Source organism: Streptomyces rubiginosohelvolus, from assembly GCF_014649875.1.
In the GTDB taxonomy this organism is placed as follows: Bacteria; Actinomycetota; Actinomycetes; order Streptomycetales; family Streptomycetaceae; genus Streptomyces; species Streptomyces rubiginosohelvolus.
The window spans coordinates 1,139,244-1,160,815 of record NZ_BMTW01000001.1 but is presented as its reverse complement, the minus strand read 5'-3'; the positions used below and the strand labels follow the sequence as shown (position 1 = coordinate 1,160,815).

The 21,572-nt window shown below is 72.5% G+C and carries 21 protein-coding genes; 7 read left to right on the top strand and 14 right to left on the bottom strand.

The genetic code is table 11. From position 1 onward, the window contains the following. Window positions 1-87 precede the first annotated feature (87 nt). The 5 genes from IE134_RS05570 to IE134_RS05550 form a co-directional block, all read right to left on the bottom strand. Entirely contained in the window at window positions 88-336 is a 249-nt protein-coding gene (locus IE134_RS05570; RefSeq protein WP_089115922.1) for a hypothetical protein, read from the bottom strand. Between the two features lie 148 nt (window positions 337-484). Next, window positions 485-1,138 carry a phosphatase PAP2 family protein gene (locus IE134_RS05565; protein ID WP_030707114.1) on the bottom strand — a complete coding sequence of 218 codons (654 nt, stop codon included), beginning with the start codon at window positions 1,136-1,138 and terminating at the stop codon, window positions 485-487. Next, on the bottom strand, window positions 1,135-2,406 hold the full coding sequence (locus IE134_RS05560; protein WP_098894395.1) for an MAB_1171c family putative transporter: 1,272 nt from the start codon (window positions 2,404-2,406) through the stop codon (window positions 1,135-1,137). The genes IE134_RS05565 and IE134_RS05560 overlap by 4 nt, the downstream gene beginning before the upstream one ends. 67 nt (window positions 2,407-2,473) lie before the next feature. Continuing rightward, window positions 2,474-3,061, bottom strand: coding sequence for a hypothetical protein (locus IE134_RS05555; RefSeq protein WP_030707110.1), 588 nt, complete (start codon window positions 3,059-3,061; stop codon window positions 2,474-2,476). A 39-nt stretch (window positions 3,062-3,100) separates the two neighbouring features. Continuing rightward, window positions 3,101-3,658, bottom strand: coding sequence for a hypothetical protein (locus IE134_RS05550; protein WP_050513534.1), 558 nt, complete (start codon window positions 3,656-3,658; stop codon window positions 3,101-3,103). 485 nt (window positions 3,659-4,143) lie between these two features. Between IE134_RS05550 and IE134_RS05545 the strand changes: the two genes are divergently transcribed. From IE134_RS05545 to IE134_RS05530, 4 genes are all read left to right on the top strand, one after another. Continuing rightward, on the top strand, window positions 4,144-4,467 hold the full coding sequence (locus IE134_RS05545; RefSeq protein ID WP_030707106.1) for a MerR family transcriptional regulator: 324 nt from the start codon (window positions 4,144-4,146) through the stop codon (window positions 4,465-4,467). Window positions 4,468-4,757: 290 nt separating this feature from the next. After that, window positions 4,758-4,961 (top strand): cold-shock protein, encoded by a 204-nt coding sequence (locus IE134_RS05540; RefSeq protein WP_030707104.1) that lies wholly within the window; start codon window positions 4,758-4,760, stop codon window positions 4,959-4,961. 244 nt (window positions 4,962-5,205) lie between these two features. Next, the gene (locus tag IE134_RS05535; protein WP_030707102.1) at window positions 5,206-6,777 is read left to right on the top strand and encodes a DEAD/DEAH box helicase; all 1,572 of its coding nucleotides are present in this window, start codon (window positions 5,206-5,208) and stop codon (window positions 6,775-6,777) included. A 105-nt stretch (window positions 6,778-6,882) separates the two neighbouring features. Next, window positions 6,883-7,083, top strand: a complete 201-nt coding sequence (locus IE134_RS05530) for a hypothetical protein (RefSeq protein WP_126931142.1) — start codon at window positions 6,883-6,885, stop codon at window positions 7,081-7,083. A gap of 33 nt (window positions 7,084-7,116) precedes the next feature. On the opposite strand, the gene IE134_RS05525 is transcribed toward IE134_RS05530, so the two are convergent. Both IE134_RS05525 and IE134_RS05520 read right to left on the bottom strand, forming a co-directional pair. Then, window positions 7,117-8,202 carry an acyltransferase family protein gene (locus tag IE134_RS05525; RefSeq protein WP_030707099.1) on the bottom strand — a complete coding sequence of 362 codons (1,086 nt, stop codon included), beginning with the start codon at window positions 8,200-8,202 and terminating at the stop codon, window positions 7,117-7,119. A gap of 50 nt (window positions 8,203-8,252) precedes the next feature. Continuing rightward, window positions 8,253-10,517: an MMPL family transporter gene (locus tag IE134_RS05520; RefSeq protein ID WP_030707097.1), complete on the bottom strand. Its 2,265-nt coding sequence runs from the start codon at window positions 10,515-10,517 to the stop codon at window positions 8,253-8,255. Window positions 10,518-10,860: 343 nt separating this feature from the next. Between IE134_RS05520 and IE134_RS05515 the strand changes: the two genes are divergently transcribed. Both IE134_RS05515 and IE134_RS05510 read left to right on the top strand, forming a co-directional pair. Continuing rightward, on the top strand, window positions 10,861-12,387 hold the full coding sequence (locus IE134_RS05515; RefSeq protein WP_189429733.1) for an alpha/beta hydrolase: 1,527 nt from the start codon (window positions 10,861-10,863) through the stop codon (window positions 12,385-12,387). A 61-nt stretch (window positions 12,388-12,448) separates the two neighbouring features. Continuing rightward, window positions 12,449-13,675 carry a cation:proton antiporter gene (locus IE134_RS05510; protein ID WP_097947716.1) on the top strand — a complete coding sequence of 409 codons (1,227 nt, stop codon included), beginning with the start codon at window positions 12,449-12,451 and terminating at the stop codon, window positions 13,673-13,675. A 76-nt stretch (window positions 13,676-13,751) separates the two neighbouring features. Here the strand turns inward: IE134_RS05510 and IE134_RS05505 are convergent, their stop codons facing one another. Together IE134_RS05505 and IE134_RS05500 are read right to left on the bottom strand one after the other, a co-directional pair. Then, the gene (locus tag IE134_RS05505; protein ID WP_010071478.1) at window positions 13,752-14,192 is read right to left on the bottom strand and encodes a universal stress protein; all 441 of its coding nucleotides are present in this window, start codon (window positions 14,190-14,192) and stop codon (window positions 13,752-13,754) included. 1 nt (window position 14,193) lies between these two features. Then, window positions 14,194-15,696, bottom strand: a complete 1,503-nt coding sequence (locus tag IE134_RS05500) for an APC family permease (RefSeq protein WP_098894392.1) — start codon at window positions 15,694-15,696, stop codon at window positions 14,194-14,196. Window positions 15,697-15,889: 193 nt separating this feature from the next. On the opposite strand from IE134_RS05500, the gene IE134_RS05495 reads away from it, so the two are divergent. After that, window positions 15,890-16,660, top strand: a complete 771-nt coding sequence (locus IE134_RS05495; protein WP_030707087.1) for a peptidoglycan recognition protein family protein — start codon at window positions 15,890-15,892, stop codon at window positions 16,658-16,660. 20 nt (window positions 16,661-16,680) lie between these two features. On the opposite strand, the gene IE134_RS05490 is transcribed toward IE134_RS05495, so the two are convergent. The 5 genes from IE134_RS05490 to IE134_RS05470 form a co-directional block, all read right to left on the bottom strand. Further along, window positions 16,681-17,046, bottom strand: coding sequence for a PH domain-containing protein (locus tag IE134_RS05490; protein WP_189429731.1), 366 nt, complete (start codon window positions 17,044-17,046; stop codon window positions 16,681-16,683). Window positions 17,047-17,152: 106 nt separating this feature from the next. Further along, window positions 17,153-19,105 carry an ABC transporter permease gene (locus IE134_RS05485; RefSeq protein WP_189429729.1) on the bottom strand — a complete coding sequence of 651 codons (1,953 nt, stop codon included), beginning with the start codon at window positions 19,103-19,105 and terminating at the stop codon, window positions 17,153-17,155. Window positions 19,106-19,180: 75 nt separating this feature from the next. Beyond that, window positions 19,181-19,990, bottom strand: coding sequence for a molybdate ABC transporter substrate-binding protein (gene modA, locus IE134_RS05480; protein ID WP_030707081.1), 810 nt, complete (start codon window positions 19,988-19,990; stop codon window positions 19,181-19,183). 84 nt (window positions 19,991-20,074) lie between these two features. Continuing rightward, a complete protein-coding gene (locus IE134_RS05475) occupies window positions 20,075-20,470 on the bottom strand; it encodes a TOBE domain-containing protein (protein WP_010063102.1) in 396 nt (131 codons plus the stop codon). 183 nt (window positions 20,471-20,653) lie between these two features. Continuing rightward, a complete protein-coding gene (locus IE134_RS05470; protein ID WP_030707077.1) occupies window positions 20,654-21,457 on the bottom strand; it encodes a VOC family protein in 804 nt (267 codons plus the stop codon). Between the last annotated feature and the right edge of the window lie 115 nt (window positions 21,458-21,572).

Here is a 21,572-nt window from a genome sequence, read left to right as displayed (position 1 = left end):
GGCACAGTCGTACCCCGGCCGGGCGCCGTTCAGTGGCCGGAAGCGGGGCGATTTCCGGCCTTTCGGGCGGGTCGGGGAGCGGCTCGTTCAGGCCGCTTCCGGGGTCTCCCGCTTCCGGCCGCGCAGCTGCCGCAGGACGAGGGCGGCCGAGGTGATCAGCGGCAGCATCCCCGCCACCGCGTCGGCGGTGTTCAGCTTGTCGTGCGTGCCCTTGGCCCGGCGGACCTGCTTGGACGCCCTGATGACCGCGAGCGCGCTGCTGCCCAGGCTCAGGACGAGCCCGGCCTTGCTGCCGCGCAGGCCCTTGCCGGGCGTCGCGGACCGTTTCTTCGCCATCGGGGACACCTCCAGCCGGTGGGGCCCGTCCGTTCGCGGGCGCGCCCTCCCCGTCCACGTAACCGGGTGTCCGCCACCCCCGCAAACGCGGGACCGCTCGCGGCACGCCGCCCCCGCGGACGCGGGACCGTCCCGACGCGGCGCGTTCTCAGGCGAACACGTACGCCACCGTCGTCGCCGCCCCCAGGCCCGCGCCCGCCAGGGTCTGGGCGACGGTGTGGTAGCCGAGGGCGACCCGGGACCAGCAGACCGCCGCGGTCAGCGCGTACGCGGCGATCCACCAGGGGGAGTGCACGACGGCGAGGAGCGAGACGGCCGCCGAGGCCACCGCCGAGTCGACCGAGATCTTCCACACCGTGTTGACGGCCAGCAGACCGATCGTCATCACCCACAGCGCGAGCATCGCGACGAGGATCCCGGTCGGCGCGTTCCCCAGCACCATCACCACCGAGCCGGCGCCGATCGAGCCCAGGATCACGAAGAAGATCGGCGCCCGTTTCGTCCGGTCCACGACATGGCGGTCGCCCCAGGTGCCGCGTCCGCGCTCCCACTCGATGTACCCGGCCGGGATCAGCCCGGCGCAGAGGGCCCCGAGGAAGCCCCAGAGCAGCCCGGTCCAGTCGCCGCCCGCCGCCGCGAGGCCGATGCCGAGCATGCCCGCCAGCAGCACGTTGCGCGGCTGGAGGGCGTCGGTGACGGTGCGCGCCACGGAGGCCGTGCGGGCGGAGGTGGTGGGGATCCCCTCGCCGGGCGTTCCCCGGCGCGGGGCGCCGTCGGTGGTGGGGGCCGTGCTGCCGGTCATGCGCTCGTCTCCGTCGTGCGGGCCGTGTCGGCCGTGGCTGTGGCGAGGACGGTGCGGGCGCGCTCCTCGTCGACCGTCCGGTACGCGGCGGCGACCCGGACCAGCCGGGCCACCTCGCCGTCCTGGTCCGCGGCGTGCTGGGAGGCGACCGTCGCGGCGCCCCCGGCGGGCGCGCCGGACTCCTTCGCGAGCAGGGCGGCCCGGATCCAGTAGGCGTCGGTGAGGGACGCGGCGCGGCGCGGGTCGTCCGTGTCGCGGGCGGCGGCCCGTCCGGCGGCGTCGAGCAGCCCGTCGGGCACGTAGTGGCGCAGCTTCTCGGCGGCGTCCGCGATGTCGGCGGCCCAGCGGTCCACCCGCAGGTCGGCCGGGACGTTGAACCGGGTCAGCTCGCGGGGCAGGGACGCGGGCGGGTCGAACGGCTGCTCCGGGAACGCGGTCATCAACTCGTACCAGAGGGCGTGCAGTCCGACCTGGGCCCGCCACAGCCTGGCCCGGCGCGCCCCGGCCGCGAACGCGGGGATGGACGCGCCGAGGGCGAAGAACGCGAACAGCACCAGCTGCGCGGCCTCGGTGATCTGGTCGAAGCGCAGGGCGAACGCCTCGGTCGGCTCGTCGACCACGCTGATCCACAGGAAGAGCGTGCGGCTGACGGTGTAGCCGACGCCGATGAACATCGCGAACGTCATCATCCCGAGCCCGATGCGCAGATGGCGGCGGCGGGCGTCGAGGGTGGCCAGCGCCCACTGGGAGGCGCAGACGGCGGACGCGGCCCCGAGGTAGAGGTAGAAGACGCTCATGTAGAGCGTGGCGCCCCACTCCCCGGCGTGGTCGGAGACGAAGCGGTCCGAGGGCTCGGAGCGGTCGACGACGGTGAAGAACAGGACGGTCAGCAGGATCAGCGTGGCGACGGAGGCCTTGGCCGCCAGCTTCTGCACGAGCCGTGCGAACCGTACGTGCCGGGGGACCGCGCCCTCTTCGGGGTAGCTGCCGTAGATGGCCACGATGTAGCTGAGGATGGCCAGAATTGCCACCGTGGCGGTGTAGTGCTTGATGAGGACGGCGAGGTCGGTGACGGCGCTGTTGTTGAGGCCGATGCGGACCGCCTCGGTCTTCGTCCACAGGGCGATGGCGAATCCGGCGTAGCAGCCCCACAGCGCCCGGCGTCTGCGGTCCTCCTCGTCGCCCCAGAGGGCAGCGGGCATACGCCACAGGGCAACGGCCGTCATCAGGCCCGCTATGAGGTAGCCGGCGAGATCGAGGGGGGTCACGGCGGTGTTCGTCCTCGGGGTCGGGGATGCGGGGGTGGGGCCCGCGGGCGGAGACCGGTGGCACGTGTCAGGTGCCGCCTGACCGTCTTCCGGGGAAGAGGCCGCGCCTCCGGTGGGCCACCGGGCGGGACAGGGAGTTGTCCAGCCGCCCCACCATGTCATCGGTGGTGAGGTCCCGGGCCATCCGGGGGATCAGGGAGGCACCGAATTCGGCCATGCGTTCGTCGTGGGTGTCGTACTGGGCGCGGGCCTGGACGATGCCGCCGCCGGAGGCGAAGGACTCGGCGGCCGCCGGGGAGATCATCCGGGCGATCAGCGAGGTGTCGAAGACCGGCAGGAGCGTGCGCAGCCGCTCCGCGTCGAGCGTCGTGCCGTGGTCGAACCACTCGTGGCACAGCTCGTGCAGGATCACGTGCTGGGTCTGGTACGCGGTCGGCCTGCGGCGGTAGAGGACCAGGCTGGTACCGCCCGCCTTCAGGCGCAGCCCGCAGGCGGCGTTGACGCGGGCGAGGCGGTCCGGCATCTCGTGCAGCCGGATCGTGCGCCCGCTCGCCTCCTCCATGTTCGCGACGAGCCCGTCCAGGGTGAAGGGAACCGGGAGGGGCAGGTCGGCGAGCCCCGCCTCGCACTCTTTCCGCAGTTTCCGCAGGGACATGACGAAGACGCTACGCTGCCGGGCCCGCGGGAGAATGCTTCACCGCGGAATCTCTGCCACCGCTCCGCCCGCTTCCCCGTTCCCGGGGTCGTCCTTCTCGCGGGCGGCGTCCTCCAGCAGGGACAGGGCGAACCGCAGCAGTTCCGGCGGGAGCCCGTCGTCGTCCAGGCCCCGGCCGGCCACGCCGCTGATCTCCCCGGTGCGCCGTTTGGCCAGGAACTGGAGCCCGGCGACGACGTCGTCGACGACCTCGGACTCCTCCTTGAAGAAGCGCCAGTCCACTCCGAACCCCAGCCCGAGGGCCTTGAGGATGTCCTCGGAGGGCTGGGTGACCTTGCCGGCCAGGATGTTGGAGAAGTAGCTGTGCGACAGCGAGCCGCCGCGGTCGCGGACCAGTTCGGCGAAGACCCGGCCCGAGATCTTCTGGCCGGGGAAGGTCTTCTCGACCATGTACTCGACCTTTTCCCGCAGCGAGTCGAGGCGGGGCAGCTCACCCGGGCCGGGGGCGTCGACGGGTTCCGGACCGCGTTCGTCGCCGTCGTCCATGGCCATCCGGGCCTCCACGATCACCTCGGAGTCGGAACTGAGCTTGCGCAAACACTCTACGTCACTGTTAACTCGAAAAAACACGGGCAGGGGACCACGAGGGGAGTCCCTTGCCCGTGAATGATCCTGTGCCCCGCCGCGCCCGGAACAGGCTTCGTACGAGCCTTGAGCAGGCTCCCGGCCCGCTCGCCGGCCCGGCTGCGAACCGGCTCCGGGCGCGGGCCGCGAACCGGCTCCGGACAGGGGTGTAGCCCTTCACGACGGGGGATGCGTGAAGGGCTACGCGTGCATTATGGCCCCGCGGTACTCCCGACGACAACTGACCGGTCGGTCAGTGATCCGCGGAAGGGCCACGAGGGCCGATCCGCGCTGCCCTCCGCGGCCGTCCGAATCTGTTCCGGCCGCGATAGACATGCCCTTGCCGGGCGATTAGGGTTTCTTGTGCAGTCACGGAAACAGTGGTAAGCAGCAGAGGTGCACCCCGCAGGCGTACGGCGCCCGGCTCCTCCGGTCCGCGCGTGACAGAAGAGGTGCAGATGCCCCCGGAGACCCCCTCGCACGCCGCCGGCCGGCTCGACGACGACGACTACCCCGCTTACACGATGGGGCGAGCCGCGGAGATGATCGGTGCGACGCCGGGGTTCCTCCGGGCGATCGGCGAAGCCCGCCTGATCACCCCGCTGCGGTCCGAGGGCGGTCACCGCCGCTACTCCCGCTACCAGTTGCGCATCGCCGCCCGCGCCCGCGAGCTGGTCGACGCCGGCACGCCCATCGAGGCCGCCTGCCGCATCGTCATCCTCGAGGACCAGTTGGAGGAGGCGCTGCGCCTCAACGAGGAGCTGCGTGGCCGTTCCCGTTGAATATCTGTTTTCGGCAGCACAGAATTTCGCGCAATGTGCGATGAGGCTTTTCGTGTTCCGGCCCGGACGGTGATTTCGGGCACTGCCTCTTCCGGGTCGTCGTGCTAGTCTTGATCTCAGTTGCAGTTGTGGTTCCCAAAAACTTCAAGTGCTCCTGCCGACCGGATGTCGGCGGGCGCACTTTTGTCTTTCCGGTGTTCTTGTTTCTTCCGGACGGGGTAATCATCGCGGCGACGTGGGGTCCGCACAGTGCGGGCCCACGGGCTCTGCGCCCTTAAAGGAGATATGACATGGCTACTGGCACCGTGAAGTGGTTCAACTCGGAAAAGGGCTTCGGCTTCATCGAGCAGGACGGCGGCGGCGCCGACGTCTTCGCCCACTACAGCAACATCGCCTCCAGCGGCTTCCGTGAGCTGCAGGAAGGCCAGAAGGTGACCTTCGACGTCACGCAGGGCCAGAAGGGCCCGCAGGCCGAGAACATCGTCCCCGCCTGATCATTCAGGCAGCACGGCGCAGCTGGGGCCCGCACCTTGGGGTGCGGGCCCCAGCTCGTTGTCGTTTCCGGGGCCCGCTGCGCGCGGCCCCCGACGGAGCCGCGTCCGGTGACCTGATTCCCGGCGGCCGGGTTTCGTTTTCTTTTGTCATTTCATCGGCTCGTTCTTGCGATTCCGGGTGCCGTTCACGGTCTGTTCCCCGAAAAGAATCCCTCGATACGCGCCCATCGAGGAGAGGTTCTGTATGAATCGCGAACGCACACCCCGCTCGAACGACCGGTTCTCCCGGACCCGTTCCGGCGGCGCCCCCCGCTACTCCGGCGGTGGCGGCGGCGAGCGCCGGGCCGCGGGCTTCGGCGGCGGCCCCAAGCGCTCCGGCGGCTCGGGCCGGTCCGGCGGGTACAGCCGCCGTTCCCCCTCCGGCGTCAAGGGCGAGTTCGCCCTGCCGGTGACGATCACCCCGGCCCTCCCGGCCGCCGAGACCTTCGGCGAACTGGAGATGCCCGCACCGCTGAAGGCGGCGCTGACCGCCGAGGGCATGACCGTACCCTTCCCGATCCAGGCGGCCACCCTGCCGAACTCGCTGGCCGGCCGGGACGTCCTGGGCCGCGGCCGCACCGGCTCCGGCAAGACCCTGGCCTTCGGCCTCGCGCTGCTGGCCCGCACGGCCGGCCGCCGCGCCGACGCCAAGCGCCCGCTCGCCCTGGTCCTCGTCCCCACCCGGGAGCTGGCCCAGCAGGTCACCGACGCGCTCACCCCGTACGCCCGGCCGCTGAAGCTGCGCCTCGCCACCGTGGTCGGCGGCATGTCCATCGGCCGCCAGGCGAGCGCGCTGCGCGGTGGTTCCGAGGTCGTCGTCGCGACCCCGGGCCGCCTCAAGGACCTGATCGAGCGCGGCGACTGCCGGCTGGACCGGGTCACCATCACCGTCCTCGACGAGGCCGACCAGATGGCCGACATGGGCTTCATGCCGCAGGTCACCGAGCTGCTCGACCAGGTGAACCCGGACGGGCAGCGGATGCTCTTCTCGGCCACCCTGGACCGCAACGTCGACCTGCTGGTGCGTACGTACCTGAAGGACCCGGTCGTGCACTCCGTCGACCCGGCCGCCGGCGCGGTCACGACGATGGAGCACCACGTGCTGTACGTCCAGGGCGCCGACAAGTACGCCACCACGACGGAGATCGCCGCCCGCGACGGCCGCGTGATCATGTTCCTGGACACCAAGCACGCCGTGGACAAGCTCACCGACCACCTGCTGCAGAGCGGAGTCCGGGCGGCGGCGCTGCACGGCGGCAAGTCCCAGCCGCAGCGCACCCGCACCCTGGAGCGGTTCAAGACCGGGCACGTCACGGTGCTGGTCGCCACCAACGTCGCGGCGCGCGGCATCCACGTCGACAACCTCGACCTGGTCGTCAACGTGGACCCGCCGACCGACCACAAGGACTACCTGCACCGCGGTGGCCGTACCGCCCGCGCCGGGGAGTCCGGCAGCGTCGTCACGCTGGTGCTGCCGAACCAGCGCCGCGAGATGACGCGGCTGATGGCGGACGCCGGGATCACCCCGCAGATCGCCCAGGTCCGTTCCGGCGAGGCCGAGCTGAGCCGGATCACCGGTGCGCAGGCGCCCTCCGGTGTCCCGGTCGTCGTCACCGCCCCGCCCAAGGAGCGCTCCGGCCGCGGTGGCGGCGGCGCGTTCATGGGCCGCGGCACCAAGCGCGGTGGCGGGGCCCCGGCCCGGCGCGGCCGTCCCGGAGTGCCGACGCCCGAGGAGCGGGCGGCTGCCGCGCAGCGCCGGAAGAACCGCGCGGCGTGACCCGTACGGCCCCGGCGCCCGCGGTCAGGTGACTGTCTGTAACAAGGCGCCGGGGCCGGGCGTCGCTCCCCGCCCCGGGGCCCGGCCGGCCCCAGGATCGGCGCCATGAAGAGGAAGCTGACCGCGTTAGGCGTGACGGTGGTGGCGTCCGTGCTGCCCGCCACCGCCCACGCCGACGAGACGCACACCGACTCCCACAACGGCCCGCAGGTGGCCCTGATCGCGACGGGCCAGATCGACGATCCGCTGGAGGACGTCCTGGAGCACGTCGCGGTGCTCGGCCGGACCGTCGTCGCGGATCACTGAGTCCCCGCCCCGGCCCGGCCGTTCGGTGGCGTCTCAGGACGCCCGGGCGGCCGGTGGCTTCTGCCGGGCCCACGCCATGCGCGGCTCCAGCAACGGGCGCAGCAGCCGCCGGACCGGGGGCGTGCAGAGCAGGGTGATGACGGCGATCGCGCCCAGGGTCACGGCGACCGTGCCCAGCGTGGTGTCGAAGAACGGGTCGTCGTAGAAGCCGCCGTACTTCAGGCCCCGGACGACGAAGCCGTGGAGCAGATACCCGTACAGCGTGCAGGTGCCGAGCGCGGTCATCCAGCTCCTGCCCTTCGGCACCCAGGCGAGGAAGCAGGCGCCCAGCACGATCGCGGCCAGGAACAGCAGCACGGTGACGGTCGGTCCGGTCCACTCGGCCATGTCCAGCCGGTCGGTGCTGCTCTTGCGGTAGAACCACGAGGTGGACGTCCTGGGCACCAGCCAGTACGCCACGAGCAGCCCGAGGGCGAACACCGGCACCGAGACGATCCGCACCCAGGTGGAGCGCAGCAGCTGGAAGTGCTCCGGGCGCAGCCGCAGGCCGAGGACGTAGAACGGCAGGAACTGCAGGATGCGCTGGATCTGGAGGGACCCGTCGGCGTCCGGGGACACCGTCGCGAGGGCGGCGATCGCGAGGGAGACCAGCACGGGGAAGCGCACGGCCTGCCAGAGGGGGGTGGACAGCCGCCAGAGGAACAGGGCCGGCAGGAACCACAGCAGCCAGTAGGGCGACAGCGGCGAGAGGGGGAAGTCCGGCTTGTCCGCCACCCGCTCGAAGAGCGTGTAGAGCACCTCGAACAGGACATAGGGCACCAGGAGGCTGGTGACCAGCTTCCACACCCGGTCCGGCCGCAGCTCGAAGTTCCGTGAGAAGTAGCCCGCTATCAGGATGAACACGGGCATGTGGAACGTGTAGACGAAGGTGTACGCGGCTTCCACCAGGCGGCCGGAGGGCAGCGGCTCCCACGCGTGTCCGATCGCCACCAGCACGATCGCCAGGTACTTCGCGTTGTCGAAGAAGTGGTCCCGGCCGTCGGAAGGCGGCTTTCCGGTCTCCGGGACGGCGGCAGCGGCGGTGGGGCGCGGCTGCTCGGAGGTGAGAGGGGCAGGCATCCTGACACCCTAGAACGCGGAGGCGCTCCCTCCGCCCGCTGTGTCATGCATCACTTCTGAACGGTCCGTGCGGGCGGCTCCGCGCTTCCCTCGGCGTCCAGGTGCGGCAGGATCCGGTCCAGCGGTCCGGGGATCCACCAGGCGGCCCGGCCCAGCAGGGTCATCACCGCCGGGACCAGCAGCAGCCGTACGACGGTGGCGTCGATGAGCACACTGGCGGCGAGCCCCAGGCCCAGCATCTTCACCACGATGTTGTCGCTGATGACGAACGCGGCGAAGACGCTCACCATGATCAGCGCCGCGCAGGTGATGACCCGGGCGGTGATCTCCAGCGCGTGTGCCACGCTCGCGCGCGGGTCCCCGGTGCGCACCCACGCCTCGTGGATACGGGAGAGCAGGAAGATCTCGTAGTCCATGCTCAGCCCGAAGACGATCGCGAACATCATCATCGGGACATAGCTCTCGATCGGGACGTCTCCCGAGACCCCGAGTGCCGGGCCGCCCCAGCCCCACTGGAAGACCGCCACCACGACCCCGTACGAGGCGGCGATCGACAGCACGTTGAGCACGGCGGCCTTCACCGCGACGAGCAGGCCCCGGAAGACGGCCAGGATCACCAGGAACGCCAGGCCCACGACGACCGCGATGATCAGCGGGAGCCGGCTGGAGACGATGTCCAGGAAGTCGACCTGGGCGGCGGTCGTACCGGTGACGTACGTGCTCGCGTCGTAGCCGGAGACGGCCTGGGGCAGGACGTCGTCGGTGAGCCGGTTCGTCAGGGAGGTCGTCCGCTCGTCCTGCGGGGCGGCCACCGAGTAGGCGGTGGCGGTCAGCACGTCGCCGTCCGACGTGGCGGTCAGCGGGGTGATCACCTCGGCGTCGGACACCCCGGTCAGCGCCTTCTGCGCCTGGTCGGCGAGGGCGGACCGGTCGCCGGACGACACCTTGCTCTGGTCGATGACCACGGTCAGCGGGCCGTTCGAGCCGGGGCCGAAGGCGCTCGACATCAGGTCGTAGGCGCGCCGGTCCGTGAACGACTTCGGGTCGGCGCCGTCGCCGATGTGACCGAGCTGGATGAAGAAGACCGGGAAGGACAGGACGGCCAGCAGCACCACCCCGCCGGCCAGGAACCACCAGGGCCGCCGCTCCACCCGCTGCGCGTACCGGTGCCAGCCGCCGGGCTCCGCGCCCTCGGGGGCCGGTACGGTCTCGGCCACCGGTTTCCGTACCCGTACGCGGTCGATGCGGCGGCCGATCAGACCGAGGACCGCCGGTACGAGGGTGAGGGCGCCCGCCACCGCGGTGACGACGGTGACCGCGGCGGCCAGGCCGAGCTTGCCGATGAACCCGATCCCGGAGACCCACAGCCCCGACAGCGCGATGATCACCGTGCAGCCGGAGAGCAGCACGGCGTGCCCGCTGGTGGCGGCGGCGTTCCCGGCGGCGGTCACCGGGTCCTGGCCGTCGACGAGGTTCTGCCGGTGCCGGGTGACCAGGAAGAGGGCGTAGTCGATGCCGACGCCGATGCCGATCATCGTGGCGAGCGTCGGGGAGACGGTCGCGAAGGTCGCGGCGGCGGCGAAGAGGCCGAGCAGCGCCAGCCCGCACAGGGCGCAGACCAGCGCGGTGACCAGCGGCAGCACGGCGGCCAGCAGACTGCCGAAGCCGATCAGCAGGACCACGATCGCCACCCCGAAGCCGATCGCCTCGCTGGTGCGGTCGCTCGGCTCGGGCCGGGCCAGTTCGCCGAGCGATCCGCCGTACTCCACCGTCACCCCGGCCGACCGCAGCGGCTGCACCGCGTCGTCGACCCCGTCCAGATAGGACGCGTCGAGCGTGGAGGGCTGCACGCTGAACCGGACGGTGATGTAGGCGGTCTTCTGGTCCGTGGAGAGCGGCCCGGTGTTCGGGTCGGGTGGTGGGGGCGGGGCGGAGCCGTCCGACGGCAGCGGGCTCTGCGCGGAGAGCACGTCCGGGAGCTTCTCGAGGTCGGTGACGGCGGTCGCGACCTGGTCCGAGACGGAGGTGAGCGGCTTGTCCGGGTCGTGCAGGACGACTTGGGCGCTGTAGCCGCCCGCCTGCGGGGCGTGCGCCTTCAGAACGTCGAGGCCCTCCTGGGACTGGGTGCCGGGGAGCGAGAAGTCGTCGGAGTAGTCGCCGCCGTACGCATGCTGGAGGACCTGGAGCCCGGCGAGCGCGGCCACCCACAGGACGAGGACGGTCACGAAGTGCCGGGCGCACCATTCGCCGGTGCGGCGCAGCGCACCCCGGCGCGGGGCGGCTTCCGGGCCCGTGCGGGTCGGTGACGACGGCATGCGGTCTCTCCTGCCTCCAGCCCCGTTCGCGACGGTGCTCCCGGCGGTCCCGGCAGGGGACGGCCTTCGGCGGTTCGCTGACTTCGCATTCAACGGCCCCCGTCACCGCCCGGCACGCCGGTGCGGGAGAACGGGTGACGGGTGCCGGTTCGGGGGCTCGGACGGGGACTGCCCCAGGAGGCGTCGAGGCAGGGCGCCCGGGCAGTGGCAGAGGAGGGCGTCCGGGGGGTAGCCGAGGGGGGCATCCGGGGGGTGACCGAGGGGGGCGTCCGGGGGGTTTCCCCACCCCGTTCCACCGGGCTCCCGGATGGGCGGCGGATCCCCGCCCGACCAGGCTGTGTCCATGACGAACTGGACCCGCAAAGTCTTACTTCTCGCCGTCTCCGCCGCCGCCGCCGCCGCGGCCGGGACCCTGACCGCCGTCGGCGCACCCGTCGCGCACAGCCGCCCGGCGGGACCCGCCGCGTCTCCGCTCGCCTGGGGGCCCTGCGCCCCGGTCCCGGGGACGCCCGTCCCGGCCGGGCAGCAGTGCGCGACCCTCCGCGTTCCCCTGGACTACCGCGCCCCCGGCGGGCGCACCGTCGAGGTGGCGGTGACCCGGCTGCGCACCGACCGGCCCGAGGCCCGGCGGGGCACCCTGCTGGCGCTCGCCGGCGGCCCCGGCGGCTCGGGGGTGCAGCGCCTCGCGCAGAAGGGCGAGGCGCTGCGGGCGGCGACCGAGGGGGCGTACGACCTGGTCAGCCTCGACCCGCGCGGGGTCGGCGGCTCCACCCGGGCCGGCTGCGGGATCCCCGAGGCGGACCGGCACCTGGTGACGCTGCGGTCCTGGCCCGCCGCGGACGGCTCGATCACGGAGAACGCCGAACGTTCCCGCCGCATCGCCATGGCGTGCGCGCGCGACGGCGGCCCGGTGGTGCGGTCCTTCAGCTCCCGGAACCAGGTCCGTGACATCGACCGGCTGCGCGCCGCGCTGGGCGAGCGGAAGCTGTCGGTCTGGGGCCACTCGTACGGCAGTTACGTCGCGGCCGGGTACGCGCAGGAGCACCCCGACCGCGTCGACCGGCTGGTCCTGGACAGCACCGGAGACCCGGACCCGGCGCGCGTGGGGTACGGCTGGATGACGAACGTGGGCCCGGCCGTCGCCCTTCGCTTCCCCGACTTCGCGGCCTGGGCGGCCGACCCCGCCCGGGAGGCCGAGGGGCTGCGGCTGGCCCGGCGCGCCGAGGACGTACAGCCGCTGTTCCTCGCGTTGGCCCGGGAGCTGGACCGTGAGCCGAAGGAGTCAGACGTCCCCGGCGTGCCGCTGACCGGCAACCGGCTGCGGCAGGCGCTCCACGGCAGCCTCAACAGCGATACGGGGTTCGCTCCGCTGGCCCGGCTGATCCGGTCGGCGGGGGATCCGCAGGGCCGCCCGGTGCTGCCGCCGGAGCTCGCGGGCGCGCTGCCGGACGAGGACGCGTCGCTGACCATGGCGGTGATCTGCAACGACGTGCGCTGGCCCGGGCCGGACTCCGGGTACGCCCGCCGGGTCGCGGCCGACCGGGCGCGGTATCCGCTGACGGCCGGGCTTCCCGCGAACATCACCCCGTGCTCCTTCTGGAAGCACGCCGAGGAGCCGAGGCCCACCCGGATCACCGACGAGGGCCCCTCGAACGTCCTGATGATCCAGAGCCTGCGCGACCCCGCCACCCCGCTGGCCGGGGCCCTGAAGATGCGGGCGGCGCTCGGCGAGCGGGCCAGGATGGTGACCGTCGGGCAGGGCGGGCACGGGATGTATCTGGGCAGCGGCAACGCCTGCGGCGACCGGGCCGTCAGCGACTTCCTCGTCACCGGCAAGCGCCCCGGACGGGACACCCACTGCCCGAACTGAGCGGTCCCTCCAGGGGTGTCATAACGGGTGATTCCGGGACGCTCCTTGCTATACACGAGCGATGGAGTACCCGGGCACCCTCGTCCTGATCATGGCCCTGGCGGTTCTCGCCCCGCTGCTCGGTTACGCGACCGGGCGGTGGCTGCCGGTCCCCGTCGTCATCTTCGAGATCGTGCTCGGGATCCTGGTCGGGCCCGATGTGCTCGGCTGGGCCCATCACGACCAGGTCATCGACACCCTGTCCGACCTCGGGCTCTCGATGCTGATCTTCCTGGCGGGGTACGAGATCCGGTTCGCCGAGGTCCGTGGCGACACCCTGCGCCGGGCCGGCGGGGCCTGGGTGCTGTCGTTCGCCGCCGGGCTCGGCGTCGCCCTGCTGCTGAGCGGGGCGGACCTGGCGAAGAGCCTGGTCATCGGCACCGCGCTGACCAGCACCGCGCTGGGCGCCGTGCTGCCGATCCTGCGGGACTCGGGGCGTCTTGAGGGGCGGTTCGGGTCGGTGGTGATGGCGTTCGGCTCGGTGGGCGAATTCGGGCCGATCATCGCGATGGCCCTGCTGTTCAGCGGGCGCAGCCCGGGGGCGGCGAGCGCGGTGCTGGCCGTGTTCGCCGTCGTCACGGCGGGTGCGGTGTTCTGGGCGATGCGGCCGAGGCCGCCGTGGTTCGCCCACATCGTCGCCGCGACCCTGCACTCCAGCGGCCAGTTCGCCGTCCGCTTCGTGATGCTGCTGCTGGCCGGGATGCTGGGGCTCGCCCATGTCTTCGGTCTGGACACGCTGCTCGGCGCGTTCGCGGCGGGGATGCTGACCCGGCTCGTCCTCCAGGGGTCCGTGCCCGAGAGCGGCGACGCGATCCTGGAACGGGTCGAGGCGATCGGCTTCGGCTTCCTCGTGCCGTTCTTCTACATCGTCACGGGCATCGACTTCGACCTCGCGGCACTCCTGGACGACGGCCGCCCGCTGGTGCTCCTGCCGGTCTTCCTGCTGCTGTTCCTGCTGGTGCGCGGGGTTCCGGCATATCTGCTGGCCCCGCGCGACCTGACCGGGCGGGCCCCGCGGGCCGCGCTCGGGCTCTTCTCGTCCACGTGTCTGCCGCTGGTGGTCGCGATCACCGCGATCGGCCTGGACGACAAGGTGATCGGGGCGGGGGAGGCCGCCGCGCTGGTCGCCGCCGCGATGGTGTCGGTGCTGGTCTTCCCGCTGCTGGCGTTCCGGCTGCTGCGCCGGGAGGAGGACGGCGGGGGCAGGGCCGTTCCGGGGCGGGCGGCGGAGAGCGGGGAGGCGTGGTGACCTGCTCGCCTGCGCCCGCGGCTGCTCCGGCCCGTACGGCTCGGTGAAGCGCGGCGGAACGGGCCCGTACGGCCGCCTACGGCTGCGGCTGCTCCGGGCCCTCCTCCGTCGGGACGCACAGCACCGGGACCGTCGACATGTGCAGCAGCTTGTGCGGGGTCGAGCCCAGCAGGGCCCCGCGCATCGGGCTCTCGCCCCAGGTGCCGACTACGATGACCCGGGCCCCGTGCCGTTCGGCGGCGTCCAGGAGGGCCTGTGCGGGCTTCTCGTCCAGCACCTCGACCGAGGCGGGTACGCCCGCCTCCTCGGCGGAGGTGAGCGCGTGCTCCAGGCCGGTGCGCCCGGCCTGCCGGATCGCGTCGTAGTGGCTGCGGTACTCCGCGCCGTCGCGCAGCCCGGGGGCGGCGGCCCCGTAGACCATCACCAGCTCCTCCCCGTACGCGGCCGCCACCTCGATGGCGATGCGCAGGGCGCGGGCGGCGCCGGGGGACTCGTCGTAACCGAGGACGACCGACATCTCACGGCCCCTTCCGGGTCGGGGCGTGCACCAGGTCCGGGTCCGCGACCCCCGGCCGCTCCTGCCAGAACACCGCGTCGCGCAGCCGCCAGACCACCATGAGGACCACGCCGACCAGGGCGATCACGATGCCGATGACGAGCGGCGGGCCGAGCCCGAACCAGGAGGTGCCGCTGTAGGAGTTGGCCGGGTCGGACATGTCGATGACCGAGCGCACCAGCAGCCAGGTCAGCAGTCCGGCGCCGACCACCGGGCCGAGCCCGATGAGCAGGAAGTTCCGCACGCTCTCGGTGAGATGGCGCCGGTAGTAGACGGCGCAGGCCACCCCGGTGAGCGCGTAGTAGAAGGCGATCAGCAGGGACAGCGCGGTCAGCGAGTCGAAGAGGGCGTTGGTGGAGATCTGGTTGACGATCAGATACCAGGCGATGGCGATCCCGGCGACCCACCACGTACTCACGTCCGGGGTGCGGAACCGGGGGCTGATGTGCCCGAAGTGCTGCGGCAGCGCCTGCCGGCGAGCCATGGACAGGGCGGTCCGGGACGCCGGGATGATCGTCGTCTGGGTGGAGGCGATCGCGGAGGTGGCCACCGCCAGCAGCAGGATCCAGTCCCAGCCGCCCAGGACGTCCCCGGCGAGCTGGGCGAAGATGAACTCCTCCTCGCCCGCGTTCTCCGCCAGGAACGCCGTCCCCGCGAAGGCGACGACCGCGATGGCGACCGACAGGTAGGTCACCAGGAGTACGACGGTGGACCACAGGCCCGCCCTGCCGGGCGCGCTGGCCGAATCCTCGGTCTCCTCGGTGAGGTTGACCGCGGACTCCCAGCCCCAGTAGATGAACACCCCGAGCAGCAGCCCGCCGGTCAGCGCTGCACCGCCCGCGCCGAAGGGGTTGAGCCAGCTGCCGGAGGGCTCGATCGAGTCGAAGCCGGTCGTGCCCGCGTACACCCGGTAGAGCGCCACCGCGACGAAGACCAGCAGGAACGCGATCTGGAGGAGGATCAGCACGTTCTGCACCTTGGCCGACAGCTCGGTGCCGATGACGCAGAGCCCGGTCATCACGATGATCAGCAGCACAGTGAGCAGCTGGCGCACGAAGTCGTTCTCGACCCAGCCGTCCAGACCCACCGCCAGCAGCGTGAAGCTCACCGCCACATCGGCCAGCGAACCCACCACCAGCACACCGGTCATGGTGATCGCCCAGCCGCCCAGCCAGCCCGCCCACGGGCCCATCGCCCGGGTCACCCAGGAGAACGTCGTACCGCAGTCCTGGTCGACCTTGTTCAGGTAGTAGAACGCGGAGGCGATCAGCAGCATCGGCACGAACGAGGCGAACATGACGCCCGGGGCGTAGATCCCCACCAGGGCGACGATCGGGCCGATGACGGCGGCCAGCGAGTACGCCGGAGAGGTCGCGTTCAGACCGATGACAAGGGCGTCGACGAACCCGATCGCGTTCGGCTTCAGGCCGACATCCGGTTCGTCCCGCACACGGTCGTGGGCCATGGTTCCTCGCTCCGCCGGGCACCCCCGCCGGGAGCGGGCGATGATCCGGATCTCATCGTAAGAAGACCCGGCGAAACGCGCATTCCGGACGGCGCGCCCGGGCTGCGGGGAGGGCTCGCGGAGGCCCGGCGCCCTGTCACCCGAACGGCCCGCTCCTCTGCGAACCCGGAGGTCAGGGCGCAGGGTGGAGTCCATGTGGTCCCGCCGACTCGTCCTGGGCGTTCTGGTCCTGCCCCTGGCCCTCCTGGTGTTCGGGGACGGTCCGGCGTTGCGCGCGCCGGGGGCGGAGCTGGCCACCGGACCCCGCCCGCCGCGCGGTCTCCCGCAGCCGGCCCTGGTCAGCCGCCGGGACTGGCACGCGGACGAGAAGCTGGTCCGGGAGGGCCCGCACTACACGGGCGCGGCGCGGGCGGTCTTCGTCCACCACACCGGCAACCCCAACGACTACGACTGCGCGGACGCCCCCGAGCTGATCCGGGCCGTCCAGCGCGACCACATCCGGCAGGACGGCTGGGACGACATCGGCTACAACTTCCTCGTCGACCGCTGCGGCACCATCTACGAGGGCCGGGCCGGCGGCGTGGGCCGCTCGGTGCTCGGCGCGCACACCAAGGGGTTCAACGCCGACACGGTCGGCATCGCGGCGATCGGGAACTTCGGCCCGGGGGCGGAGGTGCCGAAGCCGATGATGGACGCGCTGGTGCGGCTCGCCGCCTGGAAGCTGCGGCCCGGGGCGGATCCGCTGGGCAGCGTCGAGCTGGTCTCGACGAACGACGAGAGCCGCTTCGACGAGGGGCAGGTGGCCCGGCTGCACGTCATCTCCGGCCACCGCGACAGCTTCGAGACCCGCTGCCCCGGCGACGCGCTCTACGCGCTGCTGCCCGCACTGCGGGAGCGCGCCGCGAAGCTGCGCGCCGCCGTCCCGGGCCACTCGGCGGCGGCCCGGCTGCGTCCGTCCCTCTGAGCCGCGTCCCCCGGAGGTGGCTAGCGGGCGACGAACTGCGTGAGTATCGCCTGCACCTCGTAGATGTCGACGCCCTTGGTGAACGTCTTCTGGAGCGGGGTCGGGTTGCCCGAGATCCAGATCTTCAGCTCGGCGTCGAGGTCGAACGTCCCGGCCGTCTCGACGGCGAAGTGCGTGATGCTGCGGTACGGAACGGAGTGGTACTCGGTCTTCTTGCCGGTGATGCCCTGCTTGTCGACGAGGACGAGCCGCCGGTCCGTGAACAGGATGGTGTCGCGGATCAGCAGGAACGCGGCGTGCATCTGCTCACCCTGGCCGAGCAGCCTCGCGTAGTCCTGCTGGGCGGTGGCCGGGTTGATCGTGTGGGCGTTGCCGAACAGTGCCATGGGTCCCCGTTTCTCCGATGTGCGTCGAGAGTCGTAAGAAGTACGTCCGCGGTGGTGTCTCTGGTTCCCGCGGCCGGCCCGCCGACACCTCCCGCAGCCCTCTCCGCTACAGCGGTACGACCGTCGCCTCCGTCGCCTTCACGCTGGTCCAGACGGCGCTCCCGTCGGCGATGCCCAGCTCGGCCGCGGCCCCCGGGGTGATCTCCGCGACCAGGTCCGGGGCCTCGTCCGAGGTGATCAGCAGCCGCAGCCGGCTGCCCCCGGAGGTGATCTCGCGGACCGTGCCCGGCCAGACGTTGCGCGGGGACCCGGTGGGCCGCTCCCGGTGTACGGAGACGGCTTCCGGCGCGATGACCGCGAGGGCGTCCGTGCCCGCCGGGAGGGGCTCGGCGACCACGAGATGACCGCCGCCCTCCAGGGCCAGGCCGTCGGCGGTGGCGGTGCCGGGCCAGGCGTTGCGGCCCAGCATCCGGGCCACCCAGGGCGAGCGCGGGTGCCGGGTGACCTCGGCGGGCGGCTCGTCCTGGAGGGCCCGGCCGTCCTCCAGCACCAGGACCCGGTCGGCCAGGGAGACCGCCTCGACCGGGTCGTGGGTGACGATCAGACAGACCCCGCCGAACTCCGCGAGGTGCCCGCGCAGGGTGTGCCGGACCCGGGCCCGGGTGGTCTGGTCGAGGGCGGCGAGCGGTTCGTCCAGCAGCAGGAGGCGCGGGCGGGCCGCCAGGGCGCGGGCCAGGGCGACCCGCTGGGCCTGGCCGCCGGAGAGCTGGGCGGGCCTGCGGTGGGCGAGGTGGCCCACCCCGAGCCGGTCCAGCCAGTCCTGGGCCTCGCGGCGGGCCTCGGCGCGCGGCACGCCGTGGGCGCGGAGCCCGTACGCCGTGTTGGTCAGGGCGCTCAGGTGCGGGAAGAGGGCGCCGTCCTGGGGGACCCAGGCCACGCCCCGGCGGTGCGGGGGGAGGCCGGTGACGTCGTCGTCGCCGAGGCGGAGAGCGGCGTGGGCGCGGGGGGTGAGGCCGAGGAGGGCCCGCAGGAGCGTCGTCTTGCCCGCGCCGTTGGGGCCGACCACCGCGATGGTGGTGCCGGGTCCGGCGTCCAGGGTGAGGCGGGTGAAGCCGGTGACGTCGGCGTGCAGCGGCCAGGGCCCGGGGTCGGACTTGTGCGGGAGGCCCGGGGGCGGTTCGGGGAGCGGGGCCGGGGCGGCCGGGTCCTCCGGGCGGGCCGCCGCACGGCTCGCGGGGTCCCGGTGGTCGCCCGGGGTGCCGGTCCAGCGGCCCCGCAGCGCGATGAGCACGATCATCGCGATGGCCAGGAGCAGCAGCGACACGGAGGTGGCGGCCTCCGGCGAGTCCTGGAGCAGCAGATAGACCTGGAGCGGCAGGGTCTGCGTGGTGCCGGGGAGGTTCCCGGCGAAGGTGATCGTCGCGCCGAACTCGCCGAGCGCCCGCGCCCAGGTCAGGGCGGCCCCGGCGATCAGCCCGGGGGCGACCATCGGCAGCGTCACGGTGAGGAACACCCGGATCGGGGAGGCCCCGAGCGAGGCGGCGGTCTCCTCGTACCGGGGACGCAGTCCGCCGAGCGCGCCCTCCAGCGAGATGACCAGGAACGGCATCGCGACGAACGTCGCCGCGAGCACGGCCCCCGAGGTATGGAAGGGGAGCGTGACGCCGAAGGTGTCCTCCAGCCAGGGGCCGAGCAGCCCGCGCCGCCCGAACGCCAGCAGCAGCGCGACACCGCCGACCGTGGGCGGCAGCACCATCGGCAGCAGCACCAGCGAGCGGACGAACGCCTTGCCGGGGAACGGCACCCGGGCCAGCAGCCAGGCCAGCGGCACCCCGAACAGCAGCGAGAGCCCCAGCGACCAGAGCGAGACCACCAGCGAGAGCCGCAGCGCCTCGGTGGTGGCCTCGGCGGTGAGGTGGTCGCCCAGCTCGCCCCAGGAGGTGCGGGCCAGGATCCCGACGAGCGGCAGCATCAGGAACGCCACGGCCAGCAGGGCGGGCACCGTCAGCAGCAGGGGCGCGCGGGCCCCGGGCGTACGGCGGAGTGCCGGTCGTTTCATGGTGACCTCGTCGGGCGGCTGGAGGTGCGGGGCCCGTAGGACGGTACGGGCTCCTCGGCGTGCGCGGTGGGGCGGTTACGGCTGCTGGAAGCCCGCGCCCTGGAGGATCTTCTGCGCCTCGGGCGTGGAGAGCCAGGCGACGAACGCGGCGGCCGCCTCGCTGTGCTTCGACGCCTTCAGCGTGGCGGCCGGGTAGGAGGCGATGGCGTTCTCCGCGTCCGGGATCTCGATCGCGTCGACCTTGTCGGTGGCGGTCGCGGCGTCGGTCTTGTAGACGAGCCCGGCGTCCGCCTCGCCCAGCTCGACCTTGCTGAGGACCGCGCGGACGTTGGGCTCCTGGGAGACCGGCTTCACCTCGATCTTCTGCGCGTCGAGGATCTGCTCGCTGTAGCGGCCCACCGGCACCTCGGGGGCGGCCAGGACGACCTTCAGCTGCGGGTCGGCGAGGTCCTTCAGGTTCTCGACCTTCTCCGGGTTGCCCTCGCCGGTGGCGATGACCAGGCGGTTCTTGGCGATGACAGTGGGCTTGCCGGTGTCGCCGGAGAGGCCGTCCATCGTCTTGGTGTCGGCGGTGACCAGGGCGTCGGCGGGGGCGCCCTGCTTGACCTGGGCGGCCAGTTCCTGGGAGCCCGCGAAGGAGAACGTCACCTTGGTGCCGGGGTTCGCCTTCTCGTACGCGGCCCCCGCCTCCTTGAAGACGTCCGTCAGGGAGGACGCGGCCAGCACGGTCAGATCGGCCTTCGGGGCGCCGGAGGCGGACGAGGTGGCCTCGGCGCCGCTGTCCGCGTCCTTCTTGTCGTCGTTGCCGCAGGCGGCGAGCGGGACGAGGAGCGCGGCGGTCAGGACGGCGGCGGCCGCGCGGCGGCGGGTGAGGAGGAGAGACATGAGGGTGAGGCTCCTTGGACGCGTGGGCGTGAGGCGCGGGACGTGGGCGTACGCGCAGGTGCGGTACGGGAGTACGGGGCAGGCTCAGGTGCGGTCGATGTGCACGCTGGTCGACTTCACACGGGCGGTCGCCTGCATGCCGACCTCCAGACCCAGCTCCTCCACCGCCTCCCGGGTCAGGAGCGAGACGAGCCGGTGCGGCCCGGCCTGGATCTCGACCTGGGCCGCGACGTCGCCGAGTTTCACCGCGGTGACGATGCCCGGGAACGCGTTGCGGGCCGAGGTGTAGGGGTCCTCGTCCTCGCCGCCCGCACTCTGGCCGACCTCGATCGAGAAGGCGGCCAGCGCGCGGCCGTCGATGAGACGGCGGCCGGCCTCGTCGCGATGGGTCGCGACCCGGCCGGCGTCCGCCCAGCGGCGGGCGGTGTCGGGGCTGACCCCGAGAAGTCGTGCTGCCTGGCCGATTGTGTAGGACTGCATGTGCGACACGCTAGGCCAATTGGGGTGGCATCTGCCATTCTCTGGACGATGTTCCATCGCAGATGCGAGGGGTGTCGGAGGAATCTACGGACGCCGTGGAGCCCTCGGAGGGGTGCGCGGTGGGCAGGGAGACGGGCCGCGCTGGTCTCCCGGTCGCGGCCCGTCGGCGGCTGACGGCCCGGGTCAGGCCATCGGGCTCATGTCCGGCATCTCGCCCTGGGTGGTGGTCACGTCGATCACGGCGAACGCCGCGCCCTGCGGGTCGCCGAGCACCGCGAACCGGCCGAACGGGCTGTCCATCGGTCCGAAGTGCAGCGCCCCGCCGCGCTCGGTCGTCCTCGCCACCGCCGCGTCACAGTCGGGGACGGCGAAGTACACGTTGACGTAGGACGGCACCTCGGGCGGGAAGTCGCTGTCCATCACCATCCGGCCGAGCACCGGCTGCTCCTGTACGTGGAAGACGGCGAAGTCCATCGGCGCATCGTCCATCTTCCGTTCCGTGTACGGGAAGACCGCCGGGTAGAACGCGTCCACCGCCTTCGCGTCCCGGGTGAAGACCTCGGCCCAGCAGTACCCGCCGGGCGCGCCCATCTCCGTGTCGAACCCCTCGTGGGCGTTCGCCTGCCAGATGCCGAACACGGCCCCGCCGGGGTCGCGGGCCAGCGCCATCGTGCCGAACGCGCCGACCTCCATCGGCTCCACCAGCACCTCGCCGCCGTTCTCGCGGACCTTCGCGACGGTGGCGGCGGTGTCCCGCGAGGCGAGGTAGAGACACCAGGACGAGGGGTTCCCCTCCTCGCCCGGCATGGGCGGGGACACGGCGGCGGCCGCCTTCCCGTTCGCGTACGCCTGTGTGTAGTAGCCGAACTCCGCCTGGCTCTCGCCGAACGTCCAGCCGAGCACGTCCGTGTAGAAGCTCTTCGCGCCCTCGACGTCGGCGAACATGGCGTCCGCCCAGCACGGGGTGCCCTCGGGTTGTACAGCCATGGCGTGCCGGTCCTTCCCCTGAGTCCCCGAGCTGTGCCTTCGGCCTCCCCGTAGGGCCCACGCTAGTCAGCCGGGGGCCGGTCCGCGCGTCGGGCGGACCGGCCCCCGGCCGGGG